The organism is Psychrobacter pasteurii, assembly GCF_900162815.1.
In the GTDB taxonomy this organism is placed as follows: domain Bacteria; phylum Pseudomonadota; class Gammaproteobacteria; order Pseudomonadales; family Moraxellaceae; genus Psychrobacter; species Psychrobacter pasteurii.
Map to the genome: position 1 here is coordinate 1 of NZ_FUGD01000068.1, position 12982 is coordinate 12982.

At 42.1% G+C, this 12982-nt stretch carries 10 protein-coding genes; 3 read left to right on the top strand and 7 right to left on the bottom strand.

Features of this window, described 5'->3' with window-relative positions; genetic code table 11:
- Nucleotides 1–172: 172 nt before the first annotated feature.
- The 5 genes from A1232T_RS04990 to A1232T_RS05010 form a co-directional block, all read right to left on the bottom strand.
- Entirely contained in the window at nt 173–904 is a 732-nt protein-coding gene (locus A1232T_RS04990) for a hypothetical protein (protein WP_077448387.1), read from the bottom strand.
- A gap of 231 nt (nt 905–1135) precedes the next feature.
- The gene (locus tag A1232T_RS04995) at nt 1136–1624 is read right to left on the bottom strand and encodes a hypothetical protein (RefSeq protein WP_077448388.1); all 489 of its coding nucleotides are present in this window, start codon (nt 1622–1624) and stop codon (nt 1136–1138) included.
- 33 nt (nt 1625–1657) lie between these two features.
- A complete protein-coding gene (gene rph, locus A1232T_RS05000; RefSeq protein ID WP_077448390.1) occupies nt 1658–2374 on the bottom strand; it encodes a ribonuclease PH in 717 nt (238 codons plus the stop codon).
- A gap of 191 nt (nt 2375–2565) precedes the next feature.
- Entirely contained in the window at nt 2566–4332 is a 1767-nt protein-coding gene (locus A1232T_RS05005; protein WP_077448392.1) for an AMP-binding protein, read from the bottom strand.
- A 402-nt stretch (nt 4333–4734) separates the two neighbouring features.
- Nucleotides 4735–6465, bottom strand: coding sequence for an AMP-binding protein (locus A1232T_RS05010; protein WP_077448394.1), 1731 nt, complete (start codon nt 6463–6465; stop codon nt 4735–4737).
- A gap of 433 nt (nt 6466–6898) precedes the next feature.
- Between A1232T_RS05010 and parC the strand changes: the two genes are divergently transcribed.
- On the top strand, nt 6899–9199 hold the full coding sequence (gene parC / locus A1232T_RS05015; protein WP_077448395.1) for a DNA topoisomerase IV subunit A: 2301 nt from the start codon (nt 6899–6901) through the stop codon (nt 9197–9199).
- Nucleotides 9200–9304: 105 nt separating this feature from the next.
- Complete coding sequence (locus A1232T_RS05020) at nt 9305–10456, top strand: L,D-transpeptidase family protein (RefSeq protein ID WP_244152386.1); 1152 nt, start codon at nt 9305–9307, stop codon at nt 10454–10456.
- Nucleotides 10457–10561: 105 nt separating this feature from the next.
- Here the strand turns inward: A1232T_RS05020 and A1232T_RS05025 are convergent, their stop codons facing one another.
- Complete coding sequence (locus A1232T_RS05025; protein ID WP_077448396.1) at nt 10562–10813, bottom strand: hypothetical protein; 252 nt, start codon at nt 10811–10813, stop codon at nt 10562–10564.
- A gap of 123 nt (nt 10814–10936) precedes the next feature.
- Between A1232T_RS05025 and A1232T_RS05030 the strand changes: the two genes are divergently transcribed.
- Nucleotides 10937–11815: an IS982 family transposase gene (locus A1232T_RS05030; RefSeq protein ID WP_077448397.1), complete on the top strand. Its 879-nt coding sequence runs from the start codon at nt 10937–10939 to the stop codon at nt 11813–11815.
- A gap of 285 nt (nt 11816–12100) precedes the next feature.
- Here the strand turns inward: A1232T_RS05030 and A1232T_RS05035 are convergent, their stop codons facing one another.
- Nucleotides 12101–12721 carry a hemerythrin domain-containing protein gene (locus A1232T_RS05035; protein WP_244152387.1) on the bottom strand — a complete coding sequence of 207 codons (621 nt, stop codon included), beginning with the start codon at nt 12719–12721 and terminating at the stop codon, nt 12101–12103.
- Nucleotides 12722–12982 lie beyond the last annotated feature (261 nt).

Consider the following 12982-nt stretch of genomic DNA (forward strand, 5'->3'; position numbering starts at 1 on the left):
GCAGATAAAGTGTTAACCCATCACTGATGGGTTAAAAAAAGCGGTGAGTTCCACCGTGTTAGCCTGTGGAGACGATGTAAGACCTGAGTGTAATCACAATGGCAGACGTCTATGAAGCAGGAAGAAAACGCTAAAACTATGTGAGTAGGTTTAGGTAAGTTTTTCGGAACGGTTACAAGCTAGGGCGCATCACGTTATAGGTATGCGAGACATCGTATACCTTATAACGAGCCGGCTCATTACGACTTTCTCCTGCATAGCTCAAGATTAAAGCCTCATTGCTCTCACGATTGAGCCACCCCACAAATAGACCACTGTGTTCAACGTCATTATAGCTATGGTTAATATAATACAACCAATCCCCAGGACGTATTTCATTGGTATCGATAAAGGGACCGTAAGGGTATTCCCCTTTAAATATCGTATCCTTTTTCACCCCTGCTCTATTAAAAGCGGCATTCAAATAATCCCAACAAGAGCCTTTGATAATCTCCTTATTATCTAAGGCCATTTTTCGTACTGTGCGTAGTACCTGTTGGCTGGCACCCATGGAGTTTTGTTCAGCACGATACAAGGTATCTATATGCTCAGCTTTAATGTTGGGTGCAGAAGCATAGTTTTGATAAAAGCTTGTGGTTCCTGGTAAACCAAAATTAGGGGTAGAGTTATAGCTGCCCATAGAGCTACTTGAATAAGAGGAATTTTGGCTCTTTTGGCGAATCAGATTGGCCAAATCATCCGCATGTAGCAAGGAGCTTGGCAATCCCCCTAACATCACGGCTACAGCCAAAGACAAGCCCTTGACTGATCCAGACTTAGAGTTGTGAGTACTGCGGTTGATAAGGTGTTTTTTGAACGCAGAAAAACGGACTTTGTTTTTCATGTTGAAAGTGGACACATCCATGTGACCCTCCTTAATATCAAGCCAATATTTTGGGTAGATACCTAATAGTCGATACTTCCAATATAAACCAAGTGGGCTTGCTAACTCAAGGAATATTGTACTGATAAAAAGCTAAGAAAAATAAAAACTTAGCTCTATAAGGATAGAAATATAAGAAAGGAAGACAGAGGGGAAGTAAGGGAGAATAAAGTGCAGTAAGGTTAGGAAGAGCTGGAGACTAACTTGTAAAGATTAAGAAGAGCGCATCTTAATATTGGCATTGCGCTTACCAAATTGCCTACCCTTAAGGATGGCTTGCATGACCTCAGCTTCTTTATGACTGTCAAAGTCTGTAATCTGGCACTTAGTGCTACCATCGGCTGTGGTGATGGTTAAGGAGGTGCCCGAAACTTCAATAGTATCTTCAGAGGTCACAGTGATGTGCTGCGTCTTACCAAACTGATTATGAACAAACTGTCCTGGTTGAACTTTAAGTAGCCCAGAGCTGATATGGTTTTGAGTATCTTTTTGGCGGTTACGCAGTCTGTTAAATACATAGCTGCCGACAACCAACACTGCTAAAGCACCTATGGCCAGGCGCTCGGGCAACAAGCTCATGCTTATTGCCACGCCTAACGCACCAATCAATAAGGCCACACCGAACCAAAATACACCGTCACCTTTAGCAGTCGACTTGCCTGACAAAGTGATATTAGCGCCATTATCCGTAACTTGCAGCATACTGTGTGTCCTATTGATCTTTTTGGCCGCTTATTACCAGCCTAGTGCCGTTTGTTGTAACTTAACTAAATCTGCAATGCCTTTTTCAGCCATCGCTAGCATTTTATCTGCTTCAGCGCGAGTGAAGGGTTTTTCTTCTGCTGTGCCTTGAATTTCGATAAACTCACCTTTTTGAGTCATCACTACGTTCAAGTCAGTATCACAGCTTGAGTCTTCTTCATAGTTTAAATCTAGCAGAATTTCGCCGTTTCTCACCCCAACAGAGACTGCAGCTACTAGACCTAGTAAAGGATCTTCTTTCAGCTTTTTCTTCTGTTGTAACACTTCTAGAGCATCGATTAAAGCAATGGCTGCTCCAGTGATACTTGCCGTGCGAGTACCTCCGTCAGCTTGTAATACGTCACAGTCTAAGTAAATGGTGTTCTCACCCAACTTGTTTAAATCTACCATAGCTCGTAAGCTACGACCAATCAAACGCTGGATTTCTTGAGTACGACCTGACTGCTTGCCACGGGCGGCTTCACGCTGATTACGAGTATTGGTAGCGCGAGGTAGCATACCGTATTCTGCAGTTATCCAACCTTGACCTTTGCCCTTCAACCAACGAGGCACGCCCGCTTCGACACTTGCCGTACACAATACTTTGGTGTCCCCAAAACAAACCAAAACTGAGCCTTCGGCATGTTTGGTGTAATTACGTTCAAAAGTTACTGTACGAAGTTGATCCAGCTGGCGGTTATCTATACGCATCGCTAAGTTATATCCTTTGTCTTTGATTGGTAGGGCTCTTTACTTAAAAATTAAGAGGAAAAAATTAATAGAACCCCTTCTGATAGAGTCATTAAAGGAGCAAATAAAGCAGTTCACTTTATTGCTCCCAATAAGCTTGGTCATCGTAACGTGATGCCTAACCAATAGCAAGAGTCAGTCATCAATCAAGGCTACTCTAAGCCTTCCATTTTACGTAGCTCTTTACGTAAAATTTTACCTACGTTTGATTTTGGTAATTCGTCTACAAACTCGACAATACGAGGACGCTTATAGCCCGTTAATTGCTTTTTACCAAACTCAAGCAGCTCTTTTTCGGTAACGTTGGCACCTTTTTTCTTCACTACGAAGATTTTTGGATCCTCACCGCGATCATCACTAGGAACACCAATAGCACCTACTTCTAAGACCGCAGGATGCTGAGTCATGGCTTCTTCAATTTCGTTTGGATAAACGTTAAAACCAGACACCAAAATCATGTCTTTTTTGCGGTCAACAATCTTGATAAAGCCTTTTTCATCTAAGATACCAATATCGCCTGTTTTGAAGTAGCCATTTTCGGTAAAGGATTCTTTGGTTGCTTCAGGGCGGTTTTGATAACCCACCATCACTTGAGGGCCTTTAACACAGATCTCACCACGCTCACCAATCAGCATCTCGTTGCCATCATCATCAATTAAGATAACGTCTGTATCTGGGGCAGGCACACCAATCTTGGCAGTGAACTCTGAGATATTCATAGGGTTAAAGCTAACCACAGGAGAGGTTTCTGATAAACCATAGCCTTCTACGATAGGTAAGCCTGTGGCTTCATGCCAAGCTTTGGCCACGCTTGGTAGCACTGACATACCGCCACCAATAGAAGCTTTTAGGTTTGAGAAGTCTAGTTCTTTGAATTTTTCGTGATGTACTAAGCCGTTAAACAACGTGTTTACTGAAGGAATATAAGCCGGCTTATATTTTCCCATCTCTTTAATTAGACCATCTAAGTCACGTGGGTTCGGAATTAATAAACCAGTACAGCCTTCGTACATAGAGTACATGCCACAAACCATGAATGAGAACACGTGATATAAAGGTAGTGCCGTTAAGATAACTTCACCACTGGTAGCTTCTCCAAAAGCTGCTTTCATAACAGCTTCAATCTGAAGCATGTTGGCCACAAGGTTACCATGAGTAAGCATAGCGCCTTTAGCAACGCCAGTAGTTCCTCCAGTATATTGCAATAACGCCACATGACTTTGGTCCAATTCAGGACGCTTATATTGATGAGCTGAAGCAGATTCTAGTGCTTTTTTGAAACTTATGCTGTTTGGTAGCGAGTAGCTTGGTACCATTTTTTTGATATGGCGTACCACGGTGTTGATCACCAGGCCTTTCACCATGCCCAGCATATCTCCCATGCTACAGACGACTACATGCTTCACGTCACCTTTGTCTTTAACTTCTTCAAAGGTTTTGGCAAAGTTCTCAATGATAAAGATGGCTTTGGCGCCACTGTCATGTAGCTGATGCTCAAGCTCACGGCTGGTATATAGAGGGTTTACGTTGACCAAAATCATGCCCGCACGCAATACACCCAATGCCACGACAGGATATTGCAACACGTTTGGCATCATTACCGCTACTTTATCACCGACTTTAAGACCTAAAGACTGAAGGTAGGCGGCAATTTGACGACTGCGAGTATCAAGATCACGATAGCTTAAGCTGGAGCCCATGCAAATATAGGCATCACGATTGCCATAACGCGCGAAGTTACGTTCGAAAACTTCTAATAAAGAGGTGTCATCAGCAGGCTTTTCAATCGAAGAAGCTAATCCATAACGCTCATAAGATTCTAGCCAAGGGCGGTCACTGGGGATATCAGGATAAGTTGGAAAAGTACCATGAAATTCACTTGGAGAGGTCTGATTGGTATGGTTAGAAGCTGTTGTCATGTAATTACCTGTAGAATTATTTTAATGGAACAATAGGTGCATTATTAAGCTTAGGTCTTCATCATATAAGAGGCTGTGAAGCTAAGTTTTAACAAATAATGCATTAGTGATTGTATTTTATAAAGCTTTTTCTATAACTTTAAGTACAACATCTGGCTATCTCATAGCCGTAAAGATAAAAAACTGCCTACACAATACGCTTAAAAAATCTATAAAGAACAAACTTTCTCTTTTTTAAAGAAAAAAGGATACACCGCAAAATGCTCGTATCCTTTTTAAATTAATCCCTTTGAGTTTTTATTGTACTCGGTAACCACTCAAACTTAAAGTAGGTTATTTCGACTGGCTTTATGGCAAAACCAGTCTTTTACATCTAATATCTAAAATTAATAAGGGCTAAAATTACGCTTTGTTCTTAGCGGCTTCCATTTCACGTAAGTCTTTACGTAAAATCTTACCTACGTTTGATTTCGGTAATTCGTCTACGAACTCTACAATACGAGGACGCTTATAGCCGGTTAGGTTTTCTTTGGCGTAATCTAGAACTTCTTGTTCGGTTAAGCTTGAGTCGCTGGCCACTACGAAAATCTTAGGTACTTCGCCACTCTTATCATTGTCGATACCAATCACCCCACACTCTAGGATTTTTGGATGACTTGACATCACGTCTTCTACCTCATTTGGATAGACGTTAAAGCCAGATACGATAATCATGTCTTTTTTGCGGTCAACAATCTTGAAGTAACCGTCTTCATCCATAACACCGATATCACCGGTACGGAAGTAACCATCTGGAGTCATTACTTCTGCAGTGGCCTCGTCACGCTTCCAGTAGCCTTTCATAACCTGTGGACCGCGGACACAAATCTCACCGCGCTCACCAACGGCAACTTCGTTACCTTCTTCATCAATAATGGCCATATCAGTAGCTGGGAATGGCACACCGATGTTACCTGGGAATTCGTCTAGACCCATAGGGTTGGCTGAAGCAACCGGAGAGGTTTCTGATAAGCCATAACCTTGAAGGATAACGTTGCCTGTACCTTTTTTCCACTTCTCAGCAGTATCTCTTAATACTGCCATACCGCCACCCATAGACATCTCAAGCTTACTGTGATCTAGAGCACGGAAGTGTTCGCTGTTAATCAGGCCGTTAAATAAAGTGTTAACTGCTGGGAAGAAAGCTGGTGGATAGTCTTTATATGCTTTAAGTAAGCTCTTACCATCACGTGGGTTAGGTACCAGTGAGTTGATAGCGCCTTTGCGTAGACCGTACATACAACAAACGGTAAATGAGAAGATATGATACAGAGGCAATGCCGTCATAATAACTGGCTGTTCGTTTAATTCTTCATACTTATCAAAAGCACCACCAATATAGGTATCTGCTTGAATTAAGTTGGCTACCAAGTTGCCGTGAGTAAGCATCGCGCCTTTTGCAACCCCTGTGGTACCACCAGTATACTGAAGTACGGCCACATCATCTAAGCCAACATCTGTAGGACGCTTATATTTCTTACTAGCACCAATTTTCATGGCTTTTTTGAAGCTAACACTGCCTGGGATATTGTAAGCTGGCACCATCTTTTTCACATGGCGAACCACAGTATTAACAAGCAAGCCTTTAAGCGGACTCATTAGATCGCCCATTGAAGCTACGACCACATGATCAACCGTCTTGCTAGCAATATCAGCATAAGTTTTGGCAAAGTTTTCTAATAGAATAAGTGCTTTGGTGTCTGAGTCTTTTAGCTGATGCTCAAGCTCATGAGTGGTGTACAGAGGGTTAACGTTAACTAAGATGAAGCCTGCACGGATAACACCTAGGATACAAACTGGAGATTGAAGGATGTTTGGCATCATTACTGCCACCTTATCTCCTTTTTTTAGACCCAGTGACTGTAAGTAGGCGCCGATATTTTTACTGTAGGTATCTAAGTCATCAAATGATAGTTCTTGATTCATACAGACAAAAGACACTCTGCCTTTGTGATTAACAAAGTTGTCTTCAAAGACTTCAATTAAAGAGGTGTTGGCAGGAGGCATTTCAATATCATATTGCATGCCAAACTTTTCATAAGTTTTTAACCAAGGTCTGTCATTGCGGCGGAATTGGGTGTTTTGATTGTCCATAATCTGTAAAGCTCCTAAAATTTTACTTAAACTATCTGATTTAATTGCACAATTTATTGTGTAATAACAATAAAATAGCATCTGGTGGTATTTTTGTATCTAAAATACACTATTTAACTTCTATATGACAACTAATAAGTTCATAAACCTCAAAAATAGACATGACTGACCAAATCATTTAATTTACTAGACTTCACGTCATCAGCTGACGCATAGAACCTACACTGTCTTTTTAATTCAGTTAATATCCTATACGATACGCTAACTATATAGTGGATAGCTTAATGCTACTGTTATAATAACCACCACAGACAACAATACCATAAAGCCATCTCAATATTTTAAAACATCTTAAACTAAAAATACCCTTTATTTGATTTTATAGATATCCATCCAAAAACTTTTTATATAAAACAAGGCAAAATTACTGATTATGTCTGATATTTCTAATATCCCACCCTCTTCAGCTGTTATTCCTAATGAAGCGATGGACACTCGCTCTGTAGCCGAATTCACGGAACAGGCTTATCTGAACTATGCCATGTACGTGATTATGGATCGCGCGCTACCTCATATTGCTGACGGTTTAAAGCCGGTGCAGCGCCGTATTATTTATGCCATGAGTGAGCTTGGACTAAAGTCGACTACTAAGCCCAAAAAGTCAGCACGTACTGTCGGTGATGTTTTGGGTAAATACCACCCGCATGGGGATACGGCTTGTTATGAGGCCATGGTATTGATGGCGCAGCCTTTTAGCTATCGCTATCCTTTAATTACCGGTCAAGGTAACTGGGGTAGTCCCGATGACCCTAAGTCCTTTGCTGCAATGCGTTATACCGAAGCTAAAATGTCCGCTTATGCCAACACCTTATTGGCGGAGCTGGGACAAGGCACTGTGGACTGGCAAGACAACTTTGATGGCTCGATGCAAGAGCCGGTTACCCTGCCCGCTCGCCTGCCCAACATTTTGCTAAATGGCACCACAGGTATTGCTGTGGGTATGGCCACTGATATCCCACCACATAATTTAAATGAGGTGGTTCGTGCTTCTATTCGACTATTAAAGAACCCAGAGCTATCGGTTAAACAGCTCACTCAGTCGTTACCCGCCCCAGATTTACCCACAGCTGCTGAAATTATCACCTCCAAAAAAGACCTACAAGCCATGTATGAGTCTGGCCGAGGCAGCTATAAAATGCGTGCGGCTTATCATGTTGATAAACAAGAAAAAAACCTAGTCATCATTGATGCACTACCGTATCAGGTTTCAGGTAATAAGATCCAAGAACAGATCGCCAAACTGATGATGGAGAAGAAGCTGCCTTGGGTAGTGGACATCCATGATGAGTCGGATCATGAAAACGCGTGTCGTATCGTGTTAGAGCTTCGCTCTACTCGTGTCGATGTGGACCGAGTCATGAGTCACTTATTTGCCAGCACCGATCTTGAGACCAGCTATCGTGTCAACATGAACATGATTGGTCTTAATGGCAAACCGCAAGTTAAAAATCTAAAAGAAATCTTAGAAGAATGGTTGGTTAGCCGCCGTCAGGTGGTTACCCGTCGCCTATTATTCCGCTTAGATAAAATCGATAAGCGCTTGCACATCTTAGCCGGCTTACTGATTGCTTATCTGCATATTGATGAAGTCATTCGCATTATTCGTGAAGAAGACGATCCAAAAATGGAGCTGATGAACCGCTATGATTTAAGCGAGATTCAGGCCAATGCCATTTTAGACATCCGTTTGCGTCAATTGGCCCGTCTTCAAGAAATTGAGCTTCGCAGCGAAAAAGAAGAACTTGAGGCGGAGCGTGCGACCATTCAAGAGCTCCTAGACAATCCTGAGAGCCTCACCAACTTGATGATCGAAGAGTTAGAGGCGGACATGAAAGAGCATGGCAACAATCGCATGTCGCCAGTCGTAGAGCGTGAAGAAGCCACGGCTCTAAAAGAGTCAGACCTTGTGCCTAGTGAGCCTATCACGGCTATTTTATCTAAAGCGGGCTGGGTACGTGCGGCCAAAGGCCATGATGTCGATGCGGCTGGCATGAGCTTCCGCTCAGGCGATAGCTACCAAGCCCATGTGCGCAGTAAGTCCAATGAAAAGATTCATATTATGGACAATACTGGGCGCAGCTATAGTATTGACGCCCACACATTGGCCTCGGCTCGAGGACAAGGGGACCCTTTAACCAGCGTATTAAAACCTGCTGCTGGTGCCAGCTTTGAGCAGCTTTTGGCCGGTGAAGAAGAGCAACGTATTATTTTGGCCAGCTCTCAAGGCTATGGCTTCATTAATACCTTAGGCAACTTAGAAACCAATCAAAAAGCCGGGAAAAACGTCATTAACTTTGACGAAGATGCTAAGCTTCTAAAAGTGGCCTATATTGATGTTAAGTCTGATACAGCTGAAGAAGGGGCACCTGAAGCCATCGCACAAGACCAAATTGCGGTAGTGACTTCAGCCGGCTATTTATTAATATTTGCCATTGATGAATTACCAGAGCAGCAACGCGGTAAAGGTAATAAGCTGATTAATCTAAAGGCAGGGGAAGAGGTTATCGCCGTGACGCCTCTGCATCATGATGACAGCTTGACTGTCACTGCCGGTAAGCGCCATGTGACATTAAAGCCCATGGACTTAGCCAACTACACCGGTAAGCGTGGTAACCGTGGCAGTCAGTTACCTCGCGGCTTCCAGAATGTGAATGATATTGAGGTGGCAGAGTAATTTTACTCTGCTACTTGCCGAGCTTGGCAAATAGCGTTGTCCCCTATAACCTTTGAAGTGAGTACAGTAATGTTTTTGGTATCTTCTTATTTAAGACAGCTACCTTTGAGTAAGCCCTTGCCAAACCGTATTTTAATCATTTCAGCACTGATGACTTCAGTGGCACTAAGTGGCTGCTCGTCATCAAACAGTGAGACACCTGGCGTCGAAACAGACTCTATTGAACAGCTTAAAGATAATGTTTTGGGCGTATTAACGCCTGAAGAGGCTGCTGAGCATGAGATAGAAGAAGAGCCTGCCGAGCCTGTTAAACAGCTTCAACCTGATGTCAGTCAACAGTTTATTGGGGACACCCCATCACAGCTAAGGTTGGCCAAAGCTTTTCCAGAGCTGCCTTATAGCCTAGATATGCTGCCTGAGAAGGCACAAGCGGTGAATGAGGCTCAGTGGACGCCTGAGGCTATTTTAGATGAGAATTTAATCATTAAAATCCAAGGTCTGCTAAATTACAACCATCACTCTGTCGGGGCTGTCGATGGTCGCTTTGGTGCCAATGTCATCAAAGCTTTGCAAGTTTTTCAAGAAAGGCATGGACTGGAAGTTAATGGCCAGCTAAATCCTGAAACCTGGGCCAAATTGACGGAAAACGAAACGATTATTTCTCAGCCAATTTTGGTCAACTACACCCTAACCGAAGAAGATGTGACTTTAATCTCACATCCAAAAGGACAGCAATTTACCAGTGTTCTCGAAGCTGTGGCCGAGAAATTTCATATGAGCCAAGGGTTATTATTAAGACTTAACCCAGAGACGCCTCTTGAGCAAGGCAACACCATTTTGGTGTACAACCCCTATCAGCCCAATGAGCAAGAGGTTCATAGAGTTGTGGCGGTGAAAGCCAAAAACCTACTTTATGCTTACAATGATAAAGATGAATTGGTAGCCAGCTATCCCACCACCATGGGAAGCGTATATAAACCCTCACCCAATGGGGAATATAAAGTCCTTAGTCGTATCAAAGATCCCACTTACAACAAGGATTTTAGCAATCCCAACACAGTTCTTCCCCCAGGCCCGAATAACCCAGTAGGCCGAGTTTGGATTGGGATCAACAAACCCAGCTATGGTATTCATGGCTCACCGAATCCAGAAAGAATCAGCCGCCAAAACTCGGCAGGCTGTGTGCGTCTGACCAATTGGGATGCGCTTGGACTATATGGCACTATTGAAGAAGGGGCCAAAGTAGAGTTCTTGTAGATTTACTTTTATTGAGTTGCTATTGATAACGGTAGCAACTCAGCTGACAGCTTTTTCTATTCTTGATAGCCCCATTTAAGACCAAATACATGTAGCACACTAACATTATCTAACTAATTGACGATACACCCACATCCCTAGCTTATAGCAAGCCACAGCGACCAAAATCACAATCAAAGTTGCCAAAATATAAACCAGTACATCTGGAAATGGACTTAACCAACCGATTGTAAAGACTAAACCATAATAAGCCTCAACCGGCCACTGCATAACTGGGATATTAGACCCCCAGTTAAAAAAGGCCGATAAGATGCCTAGCCCTATAACACTAAAAATAATACCTACCAGCTTTTGCATAATCGCCTCCAATCGTTTAAATCATTCTTATCTTAACCCCACTCTCAACACTTTTAGGGCTTGAAAAAAAATGACACCTCACTATCCTTAAAGTTTTCGACCAAGAAGACCAAGGACAATGAGATGCCACTTGACGAATTTATCATTAATATCTATCTAATGGTAGAGCAATATTACAACTTAGTCGTTCAAAAACCGTTAAGAAGAGGCGGATTTGCGCCTAAACTTAGCGATAGTGAAGTTATCTGTATGGAGCTGGTGGGTGAGTTTATGGGTATGGATCAAGATAAACAAATCTGGCAATACTTTAAAAACCACTGGCTGTCTTGGTTTCCAAACCTTGGCTCTTACCCTAACTTCGCCAAACAATGTGCTAACTTACACTTTGTTAAACAGCATATACACCAGCAAGTTGCGCAAACTCAAGAGGATAACATTCACTTTATTGATGGTTTTCCGATACCTGTTTGCAAGTATGCTCGTGCTTATCGGCATAAAACGTTTAAAGCCGATGCAAGCTTTAGCTACTGCGCTGCAAAGCAAGAGAAGTATTATGGCTTTGCAGGTCATTTGCTGATTAACTTATCTGGTATGATCAAAGGGTTTACCTTTGCATCGGCATCTATCGATGAGCGTGATGTTGCACCAGAAGTTGCTGATAATATTCATGGTTTATTAGGTGCAGATAAAGGTTATATCCGCCCTGAGTTAACACAGCACTTTGCATCAAAGGGTATTGATTTGCAAACACCGCTAAGACGCAATATGACAGATAATAGACCTAAGTCTGATGTTAATCGATTGATGCGTTGTCGACGTAATATTGAGACTGTTATTGGTCAATTGTCTGACTGCTTTAATATACAGAAAGTACGTGCTAGAGGTTTATGGCATTTGTCTCATCGTTTAACGCGTAAGATCCTAGCGCATAACTTCTGTTTTATTTTAAATAAAAAGCTTGGTAACCCGCCTCTTCAGTTTGAATTGCTAATAAAGTGTTGAGAGTGGGGTTATCTTAATAACTAATAACTAATAGCTAACAACTAATGGCTATATTTAATTCTTATTTTTTTAAAAGTTAATTAGCTATAAACTTAATGCTATTCTCCCTTAATACTATGCTCTCCTAGCCCCAATACCAAGCCTACTTACCTAAGGCAAACAGATTGCAAAAAAAAGCCCTCGTAACGATACTGACGAGGGCTTTTTTATTGATATTTACTAGATAAGCTATCTGACTGTAGTTCAGACTACTGAATTTAAATCAGACTAAATATAGGTCAGGATTTAACCATCACGTAATCCTAAGATAGGTACGACTAAATCCTCTTCGTCAGTCAAATGTTGCGACAAGAAATCTGTACCAGCCACTAAGTTTTTGTGCAGCCGCTCAACAAGAAACTTATCTTCCTGCTCTGCTTTGGCCAGCTCATCGTTTAAGCCTAATAACTCATCAAGCAAAGCATCTAGCTTCACATGGTCATTCTCGAGTATCTCAAAGCCTCTTTTGAGCTGCGGATACGAGCTAACAAATTCTGGGAAAAAACCTCGGTCTTCCACGCTGTGATGCTGATGTAGCTTCAATACGTGCATGCTGATGCGTTGTAACACTTGAGAGCGATAATTCTCCCAGTTAAGAGCGCCCATTAAATGCTCTTCCGTCAGCTGTTTTAAAATACGCTGACGTTTGCGAATATTGGTGTGTACATTTAGCCAACCTGAAGTTTTATACGCATAATCTGAGGAATACCACTGATTGGATGGCAGCTTTTCGTAAAGGAACAGCCAGTCTGATTGAAGTCGAGACTCAGGGTGACGAGGCTTCACTACCGCTTTGGCATTATCGTCTGTACTGCCAACCGTAGCTTGTGGTTGACCTGCTAACTGTGAGTTATTGATGCCCATCATAACCCTCTTGTTTTATCGAGAAAAAATATATAGTAAAGGCTTATGGCTTATAATTAGTAAATTATACTAAACCAAATTTAGCCAGTGTTTAGTACTAATGTAAGGATTTATTTTTAATAATCAACCCTTCATTTGCGTATCCCCAGTCATCTCTGCCTCTCAAACGAAGAATAGCTGCTTTTATCTATTTAACAAATAAGATTTAGCACAATAAAAAAGACCCTCATGGACTTATGAGGGTCTTATGTAAAAATCTCGACT

Bases quoted from the DNA above. Each gene is read 5' to 3' on its own strand.
- A1232T_RS04990 (WP_077448387.1), bottom strand. From the start codon at position 904: ATGGATGTGTCCACTTTCAACATGAAAAACAAAGTCCGTTTTTCTGCG.
- A1232T_RS04995 (WP_077448388.1), bottom strand. From the start codon at position 1,624: ATGCTGCAAGTTACGGATAATGGCGCTAATATCACTTTGTCAGGCAAG.
- rph (WP_077448390.1), bottom strand. From the start codon at position 2,374: ATGCGTATAGATAACCGCCAGCTGGATCAACTTCGTACAGTAACTTTT.
- A1232T_RS05005 (WP_077448392.1), bottom strand. From the start codon at position 4,332: ATGACAACAGCTTCTAACCATACCAATCAGACCTCTCCAAGTGAATTT.
- A1232T_RS05010 (WP_077448394.1), bottom strand. From the start codon at position 6,465: ATGGACAATCAAAACACCCAATTCCGCCGCAATGACAGACCTTGGTTA.
- parC (WP_077448395.1), top strand. From the start codon at position 6,899: ATGTCTGATATTTCTAATATCCCACCCTCTTCAGCTGTTATTCCTAAT.
- A1232T_RS05025 (WP_077448396.1), bottom strand. From the start codon at position 10,813: ATGCAAAAGCTGGTAGGTATTATTTTTAGTGTTATAGGGCTAGGCATC.
- A1232T_RS05030 (WP_077448397.1), top strand. From the start codon at position 10,937: ATGCCACTTGACGAATTTATCATTAATATCTATCTAATGGTAGAGCAA.
- A1232T_RS05035 (WP_244152387.1), bottom strand. From the start codon at position 12,721: ATGATGGGCATCAATAACTCACAGTTAGCAGGTCAACCACAAGCTACG.